13 protein-coding genes are annotated in these 17,063 nt (G+C 73.7%); 9 read left to right on the plus strand and 4 right to left on the minus strand.

Going from position 1 to position 17,063, the window contains the following annotated elements; translation table 11 throughout:
* Positions 1 to 138 precede the first annotated feature (138 nt).
* The 3 genes from ABWK59_RS31030 to ABWK59_RS31040 are packed head-to-tail and all read left to right on the plus strand — an operon-like array spanning position 139 to position 3,989.
* Positions 139 to 2,505 (plus strand): FHA domain-containing protein, encoded by a 2,367-nt coding sequence (locus ABWK59_RS31030; RefSeq protein ID WP_354643979.1) that lies wholly within the window; start codon positions 139 to 141, stop codon positions 2,503 to 2,505.
* Between the two features lie 6 nt (positions 2,506 to 2,511).
* Positions 2,512 to 3,009, plus strand: a complete 498-nt coding sequence (locus tag ABWK59_RS31035) for a hypothetical protein (protein WP_354643980.1) — start codon at positions 2,512 to 2,514, stop codon at positions 3,007 to 3,009.
* A complete protein-coding gene (locus ABWK59_RS31040; protein ID WP_354643981.1) occupies positions 3,006 to 3,989 on the plus strand; it encodes a serine/threonine-protein kinase in 984 nt (327 codons plus the stop codon). The genes ABWK59_RS31035 and ABWK59_RS31040 overlap by 4 nt, the downstream gene beginning before the upstream one ends.
* Before the next feature lie 53 nt (positions 3,990 to 4,042).
* Here ABWK59_RS31040 and ABWK59_RS31045 read toward each other — a convergent pair whose 3' ends face one another.
* Positions 4,043 to 5,293 (minus strand): streptophobe family protein, encoded by a 1,251-nt coding sequence (locus ABWK59_RS31045; RefSeq protein ID WP_354643982.1) that lies wholly within the window; start codon positions 5,291 to 5,293, stop codon positions 4,043 to 4,045.
* 557 nt (positions 5,294 to 5,850) lie between these two features.
* On the opposite strand from ABWK59_RS31045, the gene ABWK59_RS31050 reads away from it, so the two are divergent.
* Complete coding sequence (locus ABWK59_RS31050; RefSeq protein WP_354643983.1) at positions 5,851 to 6,957, plus strand: DUF6777 domain-containing protein; 1,107 nt, start codon at positions 5,851 to 5,853, stop codon at positions 6,955 to 6,957.
* Between the two features lie 58 nt (positions 6,958 to 7,015).
* Here ABWK59_RS31050 and ABWK59_RS31055 read toward each other — a convergent pair whose 3' ends face one another.
* The gene (locus ABWK59_RS31055; protein ID WP_354643984.1) at positions 7,016 to 7,900 is read right to left on the minus strand and encodes a GNAT family N-acetyltransferase; all 885 of its coding nucleotides are present in this window, start codon (positions 7,898 to 7,900) and stop codon (positions 7,016 to 7,018) included.
* 112 nt (positions 7,901 to 8,012) lie between these two features.
* On the minus strand, positions 8,013 to 8,744 hold the full coding sequence (locus ABWK59_RS31060; RefSeq protein WP_354643985.1) for a FadR/GntR family transcriptional regulator: 732 nt from the start codon (positions 8,742 to 8,744) through the stop codon (positions 8,013 to 8,015).
* A gap of 187 nt (positions 8,745 to 8,931) precedes the next feature.
* Between ABWK59_RS31060 and ABWK59_RS31065 the strand changes: the two genes are divergently transcribed.
* The 5 genes from ABWK59_RS31065 to ABWK59_RS31085 are packed head-to-tail and all read left to right on the plus strand — an operon-like array spanning position 8,932 to position 14,752.
* Positions 8,932 to 10,494, plus strand: coding sequence for an amino acid permease (locus ABWK59_RS31065; protein WP_354643986.1), 1,563 nt, complete (start codon positions 8,932 to 8,934; stop codon positions 10,492 to 10,494).
* Positions 10,491 to 11,849: a glutamine synthetase family protein gene (locus ABWK59_RS31070; protein WP_354643987.1), complete on the plus strand. Its 1,359-nt coding sequence runs from the start codon at positions 10,491 to 10,493 to the stop codon at positions 11,847 to 11,849. The genes ABWK59_RS31065 and ABWK59_RS31070 overlap by 4 nt, the downstream gene beginning before the upstream one ends.
* A complete protein-coding gene (locus tag ABWK59_RS31075) occupies positions 11,846 to 12,565 on the plus strand; it encodes a gamma-glutamyl-gamma-aminobutyrate hydrolase family protein (RefSeq protein ID WP_354643988.1) in 720 nt (239 codons plus the stop codon). The genes ABWK59_RS31070 and ABWK59_RS31075 overlap by 4 nt, the downstream gene beginning before the upstream one ends.
* Positions 12,566 to 12,608: 43 nt before the next feature.
* Positions 12,609 to 13,979: an aldehyde dehydrogenase family protein gene (locus tag ABWK59_RS31080; RefSeq protein ID WP_354643989.1), complete on the plus strand. Its 1,371-nt coding sequence runs from the start codon at positions 12,609 to 12,611 to the stop codon at positions 13,977 to 13,979.
* Between the two features lie 5 nt (positions 13,980 to 13,984).
* Positions 13,985 to 14,752: a 3-oxoacyl-ACP reductase gene (locus ABWK59_RS31085; RefSeq protein WP_354643990.1), complete on the plus strand. Its 768-nt coding sequence runs from the start codon at positions 13,985 to 13,987 to the stop codon at positions 14,750 to 14,752.
* 110 nt (positions 14,753 to 14,862) lie between these two features.
* Here ABWK59_RS31085 and ABWK59_RS31090 read toward each other — a convergent pair whose 3' ends face one another.
* Positions 14,863 to 16,959: an MMPL family transporter gene (locus ABWK59_RS31090; RefSeq protein ID WP_354643991.1), complete on the minus strand. Its 2,097-nt coding sequence runs from the start codon at positions 16,957 to 16,959 to the stop codon at positions 14,863 to 14,865.
* Between the last annotated feature and the right edge of the window lie 104 nt (positions 16,960 to 17,063).

Raw genomic sequence — 17,063 nt, forward strand, 5'->3', positions numbered from 1 at the left:
CCCATCCGTCGCCCAACGCGCCGATCGGCCACGCCCCCGACAGTTACCCAGCCAGGGCCCGGCGGAGCGTCATGTCACCCGTACGGCTCAATCCGGCCCCTCGGGCGGGTGGCCGCCCCCCGGACTAGCATCGTCCGTATGGGAGAGCGAGAGTTCGCGCCCGGCGGCGCGCCCCAGCTCGTGCTCGATGCCGACGGCGGCGACTCGCAGGTGATGAGCCCGAGCCGGTCCTACGCGGTCGGCCGGGACCCGACGAGCGACATCGTGTTCACCGACCCACGGGTGTCCTGGCACCACGCGGTCCTGCACGTCGGCGACGGCCACTGGGTCCTCGACGACATCGGCTCCACCAACGGCACCTACACCGACGGCCACCGCGTCCAGCACCTGGACGTCGGGCCCGGCAGTGTGGTGCGGTTCGGCAGCCCGTCCGACGGGCCGTGCTGCAGTCTGCACGCGCTGCCGCAGCCCACCGCCGTCCGCAGTGTGCAGCCCTCCGCACTGACCTCGATCACCGGCTCGTACCGGCCGCCGACCACCGTCCGGCCGCTGCCCGCCAAGGTGGTCCGGATCGGCCGCGCGCTCGACAACGACCTGGTGGTCCGCGACCTGTCGGTCTCCCGCCACCACGCCGAACTGCGGGCCCGCCCCGACGGCCGGTACGAGATCACCGACCTGGAGAGCCACAACGGCACCTACCTCAACGGCCAGCCGGTCCTCCAGGCCCTGGTCGGGGAGGGCGACCTGGTCGGCATCGGGCACTCGGTCTTCGCCCTGGTCGGCGACGAGCTCCAGGAGTTCGTCGACACCGGCGACATCAACCTGGACGTGGAGGACCTCACCGTCCGGGTCGCCGGCGACCGGGTGCTGCTCGACCAGGTGACCTTCCCGGTCGGCCAGAAGTGCCTGCTCGCCGTCGCCGGACCCAGCGGCGCCGGCAAGTCCACCCTGCTCAACGCGCTCACCGGCCTGCGCCCCGCCACCGAGGGCACGGTCCGCTACGACGGCCGCGACCTGTACCGCGACTACGCCGAGCTGCGCCACCGCATCGGCCTGGTCCCGCAGGACGACATCCTGCACACCCAGTTGCAGGTCCGCCGCGCCCTGCGGTACGCCGCCGAACTCCGCTTCCCCGGCGACACCGCCGCCGACGAGCGGGAGGCCCGGGTGGAGGAGGTGATCAACGAACTCGGCCTCGCCCAGCGCGCCGACCAGGTGATCTCCAGCCTCTCCGGCGGCCAGCGCAAGCGGGTCAGCGTCGCCCTCGAACTGCTCACCAAGCCCTCCCTGCTCTTCCTGGACGAGCCCACCAGCGGACTCGACCCCGGCATGGACCGCTCGGTGATGCAGATGCTGCGCGGCCTCGCCGACGACGGCCGGACCGTCATCGTGGTCACCCACAGCGTGCTCAGCCTCGACCTGTGCGACCGCCTGCTGCTGCTCGCCCCCGGCGGGAAGATCGCCTGGTACGGCCCGCCCGACGAGACCCTCGGCCACTTCGGCTTCCAGCACTGGCCGGAGGCGTTCGAGGCGTTCGAGAACCAGCGCGAGCGCGACTGGGCCGGCCAGTACCGGTCCTCCTCGCCCTACCGCCGCTACATCGCCGGCGCCATGCAGCCCGCCGCCGGCCTCCCCGAGCAGGCCCTGCCGCCCGCGGCCGCGGTGGTCCCGGTCCAGAAGCCGACCCCGCAGCGCTGGCGCAGGCAGGTCGGCACCCTGGTCCGCCGGTACACCACCGCGCTCACCGCCGACCGCACCTTCATCGCCGTGATGATCGCCCTGCCGTTCATCATGGGCGCCATGGCCCACGCCCTGGCCGGCAGCCGGCTGGACGGCAACACCGCCCTCAACGCGCTGCTCATCCTCTGCGTCGGCGGCGTTCTCACCGGCGCCGCCAACGCGGTCCGCGAACTGGTCAAGGAACGGGTGATCTACCAGCGGGAGAGAGCCGTCGGCCTGTCCAGATCCGCGTACCTGTGCTCCAAGATCATCGTGCTCGGTACCATCACCGTCGTCCAGGCGGTGGTGCTCACCATGGTCGCTCTCGTCGGCGTCCAGCTCGGCCCACCAGGTTCCAGCGGCGTCTACCTGTCGCGCCTGCTGGAGATCACCCTGGCCGTCGCCCTGCTCTCGGTCTCCGCGATGATGCTCGGCCTCCTCATCTCCGCCCTGGTGAAGAAGGAGGAGGTGACCATGCCGCTGCTGGTGCTGGTCGCCATCGTCCAGGTGGTGTTCTGCGGCGCGCTGCTCGAACTGGACCACGCACCCGTGCTCAACCAGCTCTCCTGGCTGGTGCCCTCACGCTGGGCCCTCGGCGCCATGGCCGCCACCGTCAACCTCAACGACCTGGTCCCCGGCACCCTCACGGACGACCCGCTGTTCGCCCCGCGCGGCTCCATCTGGCTGCTCGACATGGGCATGCTGGTGGCCCTCGCGGTGATCTACGGCATCGTCGTCGCCCGGCTGCTGCGCCGGCACGAGCCCGCGATCATGCGGCGGCGGTAGCCGGCGATGGGCACCCCGTACGAGTTCCAGCCGACCCACGTCGCCCCCGGCGACGGCCTGCAGACCTGGGCGAGCCCGGACCCGTCCCGGCCGACCGTCCGACTCGACCCGCTGCTCCCCGTCCAACTGGTCGACAGCAGCGGGAACTGGGCCCGGATCGTCTGCTCCAACGGCTGGTCCGCCTGGGTGGACGGCCGGCTGCTGGTCGCCCTCCCGCAGCGCCCGCCCGGCACCGGCGAGCCGCTGGCCACCACCGAGGACCCGCGCCCGCTGCTCGCCGCCCTGGAACGCTCGCTCGCCTCCTACCGCAGCATGGTCGACGACTACGCCGCCGGGAAGATCGACCTGGAGGCCTTCCGCGAGGGCACCCGCAACCTGCGCCTGGGCGCCGTGCTCGACGGCTCCTCCGCCTGGCTGCTCGACCTCGACCAGGGCCGCTGGTACTACTGCGACGGCACCCGGCTGCAGACCTACGCCACCGTGGACCGGGGCGAGGCGCCGTGAGCACCGCCGCCCACCTCGACCTGGCCGGCCAGCAGCTCGCCGGCTACCGCCTGGAACGCCTGATCGGCCGGGGCGGCATGGCCGTGGTCTACCGCGCCGAGGACCTCCGCCTCGGCCGGACCGTCGCCGTCAAGCTGCTCGCCCCCGAACTCGCCCGCAACGACGTCTTCCGCCAGCGCTTCGCCCGCGAGTCGAAGATCGCCGCCTCCATCGACCACCCGCACATCGTCCCGGTGTACGAGGCCGGCGAGGCCGAGGGCGTCCTCTACATCGCCATGCGGTACGTCCGCGGACGGGACCTGCGGGCGCTGCTCGACCGCGAGGGCCCGCTCCCGGTCCGGCAGACCGCCCGGATCGCCGTCCAGGTGGCCAGCGCGCTGGACGCCGCGCACGCCCACGAACTCGTCCACCGGGACGTGAAGCCCGGCAACATCCTGATCGCCGAGGGCACCGACAGCGAGCACCCCGAGTACGCCTACCTCACCGACTTCGGCCTCACCAAGAAGTCCCTCTCGCTGACCGGCCTGACCACCGTCGGCCAGTTCGTCGGCACCCTCGACTACGTCGCCCCCGAGCAGATCTCCGGCAAACCGGTGGACGGCCGGTGCGACGTGTACAGCCTCGGCGCCGTGGTACACGAGATGATCACCGGCTTCCCGCCGTACGAGCGCGACGACGACCTCGCCCTGCTCTGGGCCCACCTCAACGACCCGCCGCCGCGGCTCACCGCCCGCCGGCCGGAGCTGCCCGAGGCCCTGGACGAGGTGATCGCCACCGCCATGGCCAAGACGCCGGACGACCGCTACGACAGCTGCCTGGGGTTCATCACCGCGTTGCGGGCCGCGGACGTGGTGCAGGCGGCCGAGGTGGTGGTGGCGGCCGTCGGGCCGACCCCGACCGAGGTGGTCGCCCAGGTGCCGGAGCCGGTGCCGAGCCCGCCCCCGTGGGCCTGGCCGGTGTTCGGGGTGGCGCCGCGCTGAAGGGGCGGCCTTTCGCAGGCGGCCCGCGCCCCTGGGTGCGCCGGTTGTGTGGGTCAGGGGCGCCGGCGGGCGCGGGTGGCGACGAGGCCGCCGAGGAAGCCGGTGACGGCGCCCCAGCCGGCGCCGAGGGCGATGGTGAGCAGCCAGTTCGGGCGGAGGGTGGCCGACCCGCCGCCGCCGAGGCCGAGGAGGGAGAGTCCGTAGGCCGCGGTGATCCGGGTGGCCAGGCAGATCAGCAGCATCGTCAGGGCCAGTGCCACGGCGAGGTGCAGGGCGTGGCGCCAGGCGGGCAGGCCGGGTGGGGCGTGCATGGCCATGCCGATGCCGGTCAGCAGGAGGATCACGGCGGCGGCCGGCAGCAGCAGCCAGGCCCGGCCGTCGTGCTCGGCGAGGGTGCCGAGGTCGAGGGTGACGTTCTCGTCGGAGCGCAGGACTCCGGCCAGGGGTTCCGGGAAGGGCAGGCCCAGGGAGCCGGAGACGTGGCCCTGCCAGGAGCCGCCCATACCGATGCCGAGCCCCAGCCAGGCCAGGTTGGGCAGGGCCAGGAACATTACCGCCACCGTCTCCCGTCCCTGGTCGCCGCGGGCCAGCGCGGTGGCCACCCCGGCGACCAGCGCCAGCGCCACGCAGACCAGCAGGGCCGTCAGCACGGCGTGCGCGGTGGGCCGGACGGCGGCGTGGAACCGCAGGGCCGCGCTGGGCAGCGGCGCGGACCGGGAGACGGCGAGCGTCACCGCGAGCACCACGGCCAGCCACAGCAGTCCCCAGCCGATCGCCGGGCCCGGCGGGGCCCGGAAGCCCACCACCGGGGCCGCGCCCAGCAGGTCGCCCAGCTCGTCCACGATCGGCTCACCGGTCTCGACGGTGAAGGTGTGCCGGGCGGCCAGCGAGAAGAGCAGCACCGCCACCGTCCACAGCCCGGCCGTCCACAGCACCCGGCGCAGCAACTCGCCCGTCCCCACCACGGCGTGCAGCCGGATCGGCCGGACGAACAGCACCCCGGCCACCAGCGCGCCCGCCAGGCTCACCGTCAGCGGCAGTGCGGTGATGCCGCCCTGGGCGGTGGCGACGAAGGCGGCGCTGCCGTCCAGGTCGATCGGCGTCCCGAGGGCCATCAGCACGGTCGCGGCGACCACCGACAGGAACCCGTTGCCGGGCAGGGTGTCGGCGTGCGCCAGCCAGAGGCCGACGGCGGCGACGAGGACCATCGCGGCCAGCGCGGCCACCGTCACGGCGAGGCCGTCGACCAGGCCGACCAGTGGTGACCGCGTCGCGGTCGGGGGGATGGTGTCACTCCGTTGCACGCCCTGCTCCTGTCGACGCGGCTGTCGAACGCGGGCGTCAGGCCGTCGGCCGGGCCCGCAGCGACCGGCCGGGACCAGCCGGAAGACCCCTTCAGCTTCGGCCACCCGGACGCTGGCGGCGAGTTGCATACCGCCGGTCAGGCACGCAGAGAATGAACGGATATGGCCGTGGGGGTCGTCCCGATCGGGAGGAATTGCCGGTGAGTTCCCAGCCGCCCTCGGACCCGCCGTCCGACCCGTCGCCCCACCCGCCGGACCCGCCGTCGGACCGCGGTTCCGGCCCCCGATCCGACCCGCCGTCGCGGCCGGCCTCGGGCGGCGCCTCCGGTCCGCCCACGGGCCCGCCGTCCGGTCCGCTCGGCGGGCCGGGGTCGGGTCCGCGGACCGGACCGGGGCAGGGTCCGCAGCCGGGTCCGAGCGGCGAACCGGTCACCGGGGGTACCCCCACGGGACCGGCCCGTCCCCCGGGGGGAGGCGCCGAGCCGCCGACCACGGGCGGGCCCCCGCCGCCCGCGACCCCCGGTGGCCCGCCCGGCGGTCCGCCCCCGCGCGTCCTGGTGACGGCCTCCGGAGGCCAGCGCCGCCCGCCCTGGTGGCGCCGCACCCGCAACCTGGTGATGGGCGCCGGCGTGGTCGTGGTGGGCGTGGTGCTGGCGGTGGTCCTGGCCACGGCCGGCTCCTCCTCGAACCCGGCCGCCGCGCAGGAGGTGGAGAAGCAGGCCAAGGGCACCGCCGGGAAGAAGCCGTTCACCCCGCCGGTCTCCGCCGAGAAGCCGACCGAGCAGACCGGCGGTGGGGCGAGCCCGGAGAGTTCGAGCGCCGCGAGCGCCGGCACCAAGGTGAGCGGCGGCGAGGCCGGCCTGTACGGCGGCAGCACCAAGACCGCCGTCTGCGACGTCCCCAAGCTCACCGCGTACCTCGACTCCGAGCCGGACAAGGCCCGGGCCTGGGCCTCGGTCCAGGGGATCCAGCCGAGCGAGATCGGCTCCTACCTGGGCGGGCTCACCCCGGTCGTGCTGCGCGCCGACACCCGGGTCACCAACCACGGCTACCAGGACGGCGAGGCCATCCCCTACCAGGCGGTGCTGGAGGCCGGGACCGCGGTGCTGGTCGACTCGTACGGGGTGCCGCGGGTGCGGTGCGCCTGCGGGAACCCGCTGACGCCGCCGGAGGCGATCGACCAGCCGACGTACACCGGTGACCAGTGGGCGTCGTTCCAGAGCGACAAGGTGGTGACGGTGGAGCCGGCGCCGCAGCCGGTCGGGAAGATCGTGCTGGTGGACGAGGAGACCGGGGGGACGTACGACAAGCCGGTGGGCACCACCGGCAGCCCGTCCGGGTCGCCCGGCTCGGCCTCGCCCGGCTCGGTGTCACCCGGCTCGCCCGTTTCGCCCGGGACCGTGAGCCCCGGCTCGGGGCCGGCGTCCGGCGGGCCCTCGGGCCCGTCGGCGGGCGTCTCGCCGTACTCGCCGCCGGCCGGCGGCAACTCGCCTCCCGCCGGCGGGAACTCCGGGTCGCCGGCCTCGCCGGGTGGCGGCGGCGGGGAGTCGCCCGGTGGCAACGTCTCGGCCCCGGCGGGCGGCGGTTCGGCCTCCCAGTACGGCGCCCCGGCGCTGCCGACGCTCCGCTTCGACGACGAGTGGGCGGAGGACGCGGAGGGGTGACCGGCGCCGGCCGGGCCCGGGGGATCCCGCGGGCCCGGCCGGCGTCGTCCTGCGGGCGTCAGCCCAGGTCGAGCTGGTACTCGGTGGAGCGGTGGGTGGGGGCGTAGCCGAGGGAGTCGTTGAGGCCGCGCATGGCGTGGTTGCTGTCGGCGGTGTCGGTGAGCAGGCCGGCCAGCGCGGGGTGGTGCTCGCGGGCGTCCCGGACGGCGGCGGCCTTCAGCCAGCGGGCCAGGCCGCGGCCGCGGTGCTCGGGGAGCACGGCGGTGCCGTAGTGCTGGGCGTCCCCGGTGCCGTCGGCCGGGACGACCAGTTCGGTGAAGCCGACGATCGCGCCGGTGGACTCCGCCACCACGGCGACGGTCCGCAGCACCTCGCCGCGGGCGGCGATCGCCGCGGCGGCCGAGCGGACCCGCTCCTCGTCCCAGACCACGGTGCCGTAGTCGGTGTCGTCCATCGGCATGTCGTCCATGGCCCGGCGGGAGGCGGTGAAGGTGGCGATCAGCTCCTCGGGGACGGTGCCCTGCCAGGAGGTGAGCCGGTAGCCGGGGTGCGGGCGGTCGGCCACGGCGGCGAGGGCCGCGTGGTCGGCGGTGGCGAGGTCCAGACGGGCGTAGGTGAGGGTGAGGACCTTGCGGAAGCCGCGGGCGGCCAGGAACCGTTCGGCGGGGGAGTCCGCCACCGCCTGGGCGATCACCGAGCGCCGCCGGTGCTGCCGGGCGGCGTCGACGGCGGCCTCCAGCAGCCGGGAGCCGACGCCGCGGCGCCGCTCGGCCGGGTGGACGCCGATCTCCAGCTCGGCCAGGTGGTCCTGGCCGGCGGCGGTGAAGACCCGCAGGTAGGCCGAGCCGGCGGGGGCGCCCTCGGCGCCCGAGGCGAGCCAGGCGAGCCGGTGGGAGGAGGCGGTCCGGGCGGGGTCGGCGAGCGGGGTGACGCTGATGGTCAAGTCGGCTCCGGTGTCCAGGTGTTCGAACTGTCGGGCCGAACGCAACCAGGGGCCCGGACCGGGCGCAACCGGTTTTGCCGATCATGCATCTCCGGCCTGTACGTCCGGTGGGTCAGCCGAGAAAGGCGCGCAGCAGGGCGGCCGTGGCCTCCAGGTGCTCCTCGGTGGCCTGACGGGCGGCCAGGTGGTCGCCGTCCAGGATGGCGCGGGCCATCGCGCCGTGCTGGCGGGAGGCGTGGTCGATGTTGCGCTCCAGCATGGGGATGGCGTTGAGCAGGTCGTTCAGCCGCATCCGGGCCTCGGCGATGCTGGCGGCCAGCGAGCGGGAACCGGTGAGCTCGCCGATCGCCAGGTGGAACCGGGAGTCGCACTGCCGGTACTCCTCGGGGCTGGCCGCGTCGGCCTCGGCCAGCCGCTGGGTGAGGTAGCCGCGCTGCTCGGCGGTCAGTTCGCGGCGGGCGGCCAGCTCGGCGGCGCCGGTCTCCAGCACCAGCCGGTACGCCAGGGCGTCCTCGAGCTCGCTGCCGAGGTCCTCGGCGGCCCGGCGCAGCTCGCCGACGTCGGGGGCGGGCAGCCGGTAGGTCACGAAGGTGCCGCCGTACCGGCCGCGGCGGGCCTCCACGTAGCCGGCCTGCTGGAGCGAGCGCAGGGCCTCGCGGAGGGTCTCGCGGCTGACGCCCAGAAGCGTGGCGAGCTCGCGTTCGGCGGGCAGCCGGTCGCCGTGGCCTACCACGCCGAGCTTGATGGCCTGGAGGATCCGCTCGACGGTCTCCTCGAACGCGTTGCCGGTGCGTACCGGGCGGAAGACCGCGCCGACCTGCCAGGGGAGGGATGCCTCGTCCATCGGGGCATCGTACCCAGTGGCGGGCCGGGGGAAAGGGCGCGTCTCCCCTTGACGGCGCGGGTGCGCGGGGTGAACGATGCTGGGCACCGAGCCAATGGTCTGGTTCCAGTCCATTGACCGCGGCGGAGGGCGCACCACAGAGCCGTGGCGCGCGCGTCGGTACGGCCTCGACTCCCCAGGGGTGCGCATGACGTCCGAAAGATCACCAGAGCAGACTGCCGACCCGGCGTTTCCGGCGGATTCCCCACCGGTTTCCGCCGACGAACAGCGGCTGCGCGAACTCGGCTACACCCAGGAACTCGCCCGCACCATGTCGGGCTTCTCCAACTTCGCGGTCTCCTTCTCCATCGTCTCCATCCTCTCCGGCTGCCTGACCCTCTACGGGATGGGCATGAACACCGGCGGGCCCGTCATGATCGTCTGGGGCTGGCCGCTGGTCGGCCTGCTCACCCTGTGCGTGGGCCTGGCCATGGCGGAGATCTGTTCCAGCTTCCCGACCGCCGGCGGCCTCTACTACTGGGCGGCCAAGCTGGCGCCCTCCCGCGGCCCGGCGTGGAGCTGGTTCACCGGGTGGTTCAACTTCCTCGGACAGGTCGCGGTCACCGCCGGCGTGGACTACGGCGCGGCGTTCTTCACCAACGCCCTGCTGGAGCTGCAGTTCGGCTTCACCGTCACCCCCGGGCACACCGTGCTGGTCTTCGTGGTGATCCTGCTCCTGCACGGCCTGCTCAACACCCTCGGCGTCCGGCTGGTCGCCCTGTTCAACGACATCAGCGTCTGGTGGCACCTGGTCGGCGTGCTGGTGATCGTCGGGGCGCTGGCCCTGCTGCCCGAGCACCACGCCTCCGCCTCCTCCGTGTTCACCGAGTTCGTCGACAACACCGGCTTCGGCAACGGCTTCTACGTCGGCATGCTCGGCCTGCTGCTCGCCCAGTACACCCTCACCGGCTACGACGCCTCCGCGCACATGACCGAGGAGACCGTGGACGCCGCCCGCTCCGGCCCGCGCGGCATCGTCAACGCCATCCTGGTCTCGCTGGTGGCCGGCTGGGTGCTGCTGATCGGCCTCACCTTCGCCGTCCAGGACTACGCCGCCGAGGCGGCCGCCGCGGTACCCCCGGCCGCGATCTTCCTCGACGCGGTCGGACCCACCGGCGCCAAGCTGCTGCTGGTCATCGTGATCGGCGCCCAGTTCTTCTGCGGCATGGCCTCGGTCACCGCCAACTCCCGCATGATCTACGCCTTCTCCCGGGACGGCGCGCTGCCCGGCTCCCGGATCTGGCACCGGATCGACCCCCGCACCCAGACCCCCACCAACGCGGTCTGGCTGGCCGCCGGCGGCGCCCTGCTGCTGGTCCTGCCCGCGCTGTGGAACTCCACCGCCTACACGGCCGTCACCTCCATCTCGGTGATCGGCCTGTACATCAGCTACGTCATCCCGGTCCTGCTGCGGCTGCGCCAGGGTGCGGCCTTCCCGCGCGGCCCCTGGCATCTGGGCCGCTGGAGCAGGATCATCGGCACCGTCGCGGTCGGCTGGACGGCCGTGATCACCGTGCTGTTCATGCTCCCGACCGTCAGCCCCGTCACCGCCAAGTCCTTCAACTACACCCCCGTGGCGGTCAGCGTCGTCCTCGGCTTCGCCGGCCTCTGGTGGCTGGTGTCCGCCCGGCGCTGGTTCACCGGCCCCCGGGTCCACGAGGCCCCGGCCGCCGCCCCCGCCCACCCGGCCGCCGAACTGGAGACCCCATGACCGCCCCCCGGCTCACCCTCGACCGGCTCCGCGCCCTCGTCGCCGCCGGCGAGATCGACACGGTCGTCCTCGCGATGACCGACATGCAGGGCCGCCTCCAGGGCAAGCGGCTGGCCGCCGACTACTTCCTCACCGACGTCGTCCCCGGCGCCGCCGAGGGCTGCGGCTACCTGCTGGCCGTGGACGTGGACATGAACACCGTGGACGGCTACCGGATCTCCTCCTGGGACAGCGGCTACGGCGACCTGGTCCTCACCCCCGACCTGGACACCCTGCGGATGGTGCCCTGGCACCCGGCCACCGCGATGGTCCAGTGCGACGTCCACCACCACGACGGCCGCCCGGTCACCGTCTCCCCGCGGCAGATCCTGCGCCGCCAGCTGGAACGGCTGGCCGGCTACGGCTGGAAGGCTTACGCCGGCACCGAGCTGGAGTTCATCGTCTTCCGGGACAGCTACGAGCAGGCCTGGAGCCGCGACTACCACGGCCTCACCCCGGTCAACCAGTACAACGTCGACTACTCCGTCCTCGGCACCTCCCGGATCGAGCCCCTGCTGCGCCGGCTGCGCAACGGCATGGCCGGCGCCGGGCTCACCGTGGAGTCCGCCAAGGGCGAGTGCAACCTCGGCCAGCACGAGATCGCCTTCAAGTACGACGAGGCGCTCACCACCTGCGACAACCACGCCGTCTACAAGACCGGGGCCAAGGAGATCGCCGCCCAGGAAGGCGTCAGCCTCACCTTCATGGCCAAGTACGACGAGCGCGAGGGCAACTCCTGCCACATCCACCTCAGCCTGCGCGACGCCGACGGCCGCCCGGTGATGGCCGGGGACGGGCCGCACGGCTTCTCCCGCACCATGGAACACTTCCTGGCCGGCCAGCTCGCCTGCCTCGCCGAGTTCTCCCTGCTGCTCGCGCCCACCGTCAACTCCTACAAGCGGTACGTGCCGGGCAGCTTCGCCCCCACCGCCATCGCCTGGGGACGCGACAACCGCACCTGTGCGCTGCGGGTGGTCGGCCACGGCCCCTCGCTCCGGTTCGAGAACCGCGTCCCCGGCGGCGACGTCAACCCGTACCTCGCGGTGGCCGCGCTGATCGCCGCCGGACTCCACGGCATCGAACAGCAGCTCACCCTGGAACCGGAGTTCACCGGCAACGCGTACGCCTCCGACGCCCCCCGCGTCCCGGCGAGCCTGCGCGAGGCGGTGGACGCCTTCGCCCGCAGCGCGGCGGCCACCGAGGCCTTCGGCAAGGACGTCGTCGAGCACTACACCCACGCCGGCCGGGTCGAACTGGCCGCCTACGAAGCCGCGGTGACCGACTGGGAGCGCCGCCGGGGGTTCGAGCGCCTGTGAACCACACGCACCACCGCACACCGCACCACCGACCGCTCATCGGCATCACCAGCTACCTGGAGGAGGCCGCCTGGAGCGTCTGGCGGCAGCCCGCCGCGCTCGTCCCGCACACCTACGTGGACGCCGTCTCCCGCTCCGGCGGCACCCCCGTCCTCCTCCCGCCGCAGCCCGGCGGCGCCGGCCGGCTCCTGGACGCCCTCGACGGCCTGGTGCTGGCGGGCGGCGCCGACCTCGACCCCGCCCGGTACGGCGCCACCGCCCACCCGCGCACCGGCGAACCCCAACGGGACCGGGACTCCTGGGAGTTCACCCTGCTCCGGGAGGCGCTGGACCGGGACCTGCCGGTGCTCGGGGTCTGCCGCGGCATGCAGGTGCTCAGCGTCGAACTCGGCGGCGACCTCGTCCAGCACCTGCCGGACGGCAGCCACCAGGAACCGCCCGGCCGGTACGTCCGGCAGCAGGTCCGGGTGCTCGCCGACAGCCGGCTGGGCGAGATCCTCGGCGAGTCGGCCCGGGTCTCCTGCTACCACCACCAGGCGGTCGGCAGACTGGGCGACGGCCTGCGGCCCACCGCCTGGAGCCCGGACGGCACCGTCGAGGCCGTCGAACTCCCCGACCACCACTTCACCCTGGGCGTCCAGTGGCACCCGGAGACCGCCGCGGACGACCTCCGCCTCTTCAAGGCCCTCGCCGACGCCGCAGGGAGCAGCCGGTGATGCCCCTGGGTGAGCCCGTCCATCGCAGACCAGAAGGAGCCGCATGACCGAGCAGTCCGACCACTACGACGTGGTCAATCCCGCCACGGAGGAGGTGATCACCACCGTCGAGCTGGCCGGCCTCGCCGAGACCGACGCCGCGATCGCCCGCGCCAGGGCCGCGTTCGAGAGCTGGCGCAAGGTCGCGCCGGCGGACCGCGCCCGGCTGCTGCGCGCCTTCGCCGCCGCCGTGGACGCCGACCGCGAGCACCTCGCCGCCCTGGAGGTCGCCAACGCCGGCCACACCGTGGGCAACGCCCGCTGGGAGGCGGGCAACGCCCGGGACGTCATCGAGTACTACGCCGCCGCCCCCGAGCGGCTGTTCGGCCGGCAGATCCCGGTGGCCGGCGGGCTGGACGTGACCTTCAAGGAGCCGCTCGGCGTGGTCGGGGTCATCGTGCCCTGGAACTTCCCGATGCCGATCGCCGCCTGGGGCCTAGCCCCGGCCCTCGCCGCCGGCAACACGGTGGTCCTCAAGCCCGCCGAGCTCACCCCGCTGACCGCCGTCCGGCTCGGCGAACTCGCCCTGCAGGCGGGCCTGCCGGAGGGCGTGCTGCAGGTGCTGCCGGGCCGCGGCGCCGTGGTGGGGCAGCGCTTCGTGACCCACCCGGACGTCCGCAAGGTGGTCTTCACCGGCTCCACCGCCGTGGGCAAGGCCGTCATGGCCGGGTGCGCCGCGCAGGTGAAGCCGGTCACCCTCGAACTCGGCGGCAAGAGCGCCAACATCGTCTTCGCCGACGCCGACCTGGAGCGGGCCGCCGCCACCGCGCCGTACGCGGTGTTCGACAACGCCGGCCAGGACTGCTGCGCGCGTTCCCGGATCCTGGTCGAGGAGTCGGTGTTCGAGGAGTTCACCGCCCGGTTCGAGACCGCCGTGCGGGGCGTGCGGGTGGGCGACCCGACCGACGAGAAGACCGAGATGGGTCCGCTGATCTCGGCCGCCCACCGGGAGCGGGTGGCCGGCTACGTGACCGGCGAGCCCGCCTTCCGCGGCAGCGCGCCGGACGGGCCCGGCTTCTGGTTCCCGCCGACCGTGCTGGCGCCGGTGCGGCACGACGACCGGGCGTTCACCGAGGAGATCTTCGGGCCGGTCGTGACGGTGGTCCCGTTCCGCGGCGAGGAGGACGCGATCCGCATCGCCAACTCCACCGAGTACGGCCTGTCCGGCTCGATCTGGACCCGCGACGTCGGCCGGGCGCTGCGCGTCGCCCGCGGCGTCGAGGCGGGCAACCTGTCCGTCAACTCCCATTCCTCCGTGCGGTACTCCACACCGTTCGGCGGATTCAAGCAGTCGGGACTGGGCCGTGAGCTCGGCCCCGACGCGCTCGACGCATTCACCGAGACCAAGAACGTCTTCATCTCCACGGAGGAGTGAGCAGCATGACCAAGCGACTGGACGGCCGGGTGGCGGTCATCACCGGAGCCGGCAGCGGGATCGGCCTGGCCACCGCGCGGCGGTTCGCCGCCGAGGGCGCCAAGGTGGTCTGCGTCGACCTGGACGAGGAGAGCGGCGCCAAGGCCGCCAACGAGGTGGGCGGCCTGTTCGTCCGGGCCGACGTCACCGACGAGGACGCGGTCCGCGCCATGTACGAGACGGCGGTGGAGGCGTACGGCAGTGTGGACATCGCCTTCAACAACGCGGGCATCTCCCCGCCGGACGACGACTCGATCCTGACCACCGGCCTGGAGGCGTGGAAGCGGGTGCAGGAGGTCAACCTCACCAGCGTCTACCTGTGCTGCAAGTACGCCATCCCGCACATGCAGCGGCAGGGCAAGGGCTCGATCATCAACACGGCCTCGTTCGTCGCCGTGATGGGTGCGGCCACCTCGCAGATCTCCTACAGCGCCTCCAAGGGCGGGGTGCTGGCGATGTCCCGGGAGCTGGGCGTGCAGTTCGCCCGGGAGGGGATCAGGATCAACGCGCTCTGCCCGGGGCCGGTGAACACCCCGCTGCTGCAGGAGCTGTTCGCCAAGGACCCGGAGCGGGCCGCCCGGCGGCTGGTGCACATCCCGCTCGGCCGGTTCGCCGAGCCGGAGGAGATCGCCGCCGCGGTGGCCTTCCTGGCCAGCGACGACTCCTCGTTCATGACCGCCAACACCTTCCTGGTGGACGGCGGCATCTCGGGGGCGTACGTCACCCCGCAGTGACCCCCGCCGCGTCCGCGGAACGCACGGAAGCGGCCGGGCACCCCACAGCGGTGCCCGGCCGCAGGCGGGCGGTCGTATGCGAACCTCCGTACCCGGGTCACCCGGGCGGCTCAGGAGCTGACCCGGATCGGCCCAGCGGATTCATCCGAAGGGCGGGAGAGCGCGCTCGGCCACCACATGTGCCGGTCCAGGTCCAGGATGAGCGCGGTGACCAGCACGGACCGCACCACCAGGGTGTCCAGCAGCACGCCCAGCGCCACCGCGAAGCCGATCTCGGCGAACCCCACCAGCGGCAGCGTGCCCAGCACCGCGAAGGTGCTGGCCAGGATCAGGCCGGCCGAGGTGATCACGCCGCCGGTCGCGGCCAGGCCGGCCACCGCGCCCTTCCGGGTGCCCTGGTGCAGCGACTCCTCGCGGACCCGGGTGGTCAGGAAGATGTTGTAGTCGATGCCGAGCGCGACCAGGAAGACGAACACGAACAGCGGGAAGGCACTGTCCTGCCCCTCGAAGCCGAACCCGTGCGCGAAGAAGAACGCGGAGATGCCCAGCGCCGCCAGGTAGCTCAGCACCACCGTGGCGATCAGCACCAGCGGCGCCGTCACCGCCCGCAGCAGCGCCGCCAGGATCAGCAGCACCACCCCGAGCACCAGCGGGATGATCAGCCGGTTGTCGTCGGCCGCCGCCCGGTTGGCGTCCACCACGATCGCCGTACTGCCGCCCACCCGGGCCTCGGCGCCCGGCACCGCGTGCACGGCGTCCCTGACCCGGTCCACGGTGGCCTCGGCCGCCGCGCTGTCCGGCGGATCCGACAGCGTGGCCAGCTGGTACGCCAGCCCCTGCGCGGTCACCGGCGGCGTGGTCGCCGTGATGCCCGGTGTGGCCGCGGCCGCCCGGCCCACCGCCGCCCCCGACTCGGCCGTACTGATGATGGTCAACGGTGCGCCGGTACCGCCGGGGAAGTGCTTCACCAGCACCTGCTGGCCGGCCACCGAGTCCGGGTGGCCGGTGAAGGTGCCGGCCGTGCTCAGCCCCACCGCGTTCAGCGAGACCAGGCCCAGGCAGCAGGCCGCCAGCACCACCGTGGTGCCCGCCCACACCGAGCGCGGCCGGCCGGCGATCCACCCGCCCACCCGGGCCCACCAGCCGCTCCTGGTCGGCTCCGGTGACCCGTACACCGGCTTGACCGGCCAGAAGATCCAGCGGCCGAAGATCACCAGCAGGGCCGGGAGCAGGGTGAGCATCGCGGCCAGCGCCACCAGGACGCCGATCGCGCACACCGGGCCCAGGCCCCGGGTGGAGTTCATCTCGGCGACCAGCAGGCACAGCATCGAGGCCACCACCGTCGCCGAACTGGCGCAGACCGCCGGTCCTGCCCGGTGCAGGGCCAGCGCCATCGCCTCGTGCCGGTCCACGTGCCGGCGCAGCTCCTCCCGGTAGCGGGCGGTCAGCAGCAGCGCGTAGTCCGTCCCCGCGCCCAGCACCAGGACGATCAGGATGCCCGCACTCTGCGCGTTCACCGTCAGCCCGGCGTGCGCGGCCAGCAGGTAGATCACCGCCTGCGAGACCACCAGCGCGGCACCGGCCGACAGCAGCGGGAACAGCCACAGCACCGGACTGCGGTAGGTGAGCAGCAGCAGCACGATCACCACGCCCACGGTGGCGAACAGCAGCGTGGAGTCGATGCCGGCGAACGCCTCCGCCTGGTCCGCGCCGACGCCCGCCGGGCCGGTCACGTGCACCGCCATCCCGGCGCCGTCCGCGGTGGCGGTGTCCCGCAGGCTGTCCACCGCGGGCCGCAGGTCCTCCCAGCCGCCGATGCCGATGTCCACCGGCACCACGGTCTGCAGCGCCTGGCCGTCCTGGGAGGACTGCGGCCCGACCACCGGACCGAGCACGTGCGGTGCGGTGGCGAACGCCGCCGCGTCCTGCTGCGCCTTCGCCTGGTCCTGGGGGGTGATCCCGCCCGGCCGCTCGTACACGACCACGGCCCGCAGCACGTCGGTGGGCTGGAAGGCCTTCTGCTCGTTGAGGACCTGGGTGGACTCCGCCGAACCCGGCAGCCAGCTGGACGCCTGGTTGTCCTCGGCGCCCGTCAGCTTGCCGGCCAGCGGGCTCAGCGCCATGATCAGCGCCACCCACACCAGCAGGACCACCCACTTGGCACGGCGCCCACAGGGCAGCGCGGCCAATCGCCGGGTCGGGCTCATCGAACTCCCCCTCGCGGGCCGGAGAGACGGGCAGCTTCCTCGGACCAGCATGACCCGCACCCGCCCGGCCTTCCTGTCGGGATCCGGCCGGCTCCGTCACCCCG

Source organism: Kitasatospora sp. HUAS MG31, assembly GCF_040571325.1.
Classification (GTDB): domain Bacteria; phylum Actinomycetota; class Actinomycetes; order Streptomycetales; family Streptomycetaceae; genus Kitasatospora; species Kitasatospora camelliae.

What these genes read in the sequence shown, in the direction of transcription:
- ABWK59_RS31030 (WP_354643979.1), top strand. Translation starts at nt 139, where the DNA reads ATGGGAGAGCGAGAGTTCGCGCCCGGCGGCGCGCCCCAGCTCGTGCTC.
- ABWK59_RS31035 (WP_354643980.1), top strand. Translation starts at nt 2,512, where the DNA reads ATGGGCACCCCGTACGAGTTCCAGCCGACCCACGTCGCCCCCGGCGAC.
- ABWK59_RS31060 (WP_354643985.1), bottom strand. Translation starts at nt 8,744, where the DNA reads ATGGACGAGGCATCCCTCCCCTGGCAGGTCGGCGCGGTCTTCCGCCCG.
- ABWK59_RS31065 (WP_354643986.1), top strand. Translation starts at nt 8,932, where the DNA reads ATGACGTCCGAAAGATCACCAGAGCAGACTGCCGACCCGGCGTTTCCG.
- ABWK59_RS31070 (WP_354643987.1), top strand. Translation starts at nt 10,491, where the DNA reads ATGACCGCCCCCCGGCTCACCCTCGACCGGCTCCGCGCCCTCGTCGCC.
- ABWK59_RS31080 (WP_354643989.1), top strand. Translation starts at nt 12,609, where the DNA reads ATGACCGAGCAGTCCGACCACTACGACGTGGTCAATCCCGCCACGGAG.
- ABWK59_RS31085 (WP_354643990.1), top strand. Translation starts at nt 13,985, where the DNA reads ATGACCAAGCGACTGGACGGCCGGGTGGCGGTCATCACCGGAGCCGGC.
- ABWK59_RS31090 (WP_354643991.1), bottom strand. Translation starts at nt 16,959, where the DNA reads ATGAGCCCGACCCGGCGATTGGCCGCGCTGCCCTGTGGGCGCCGTGCC.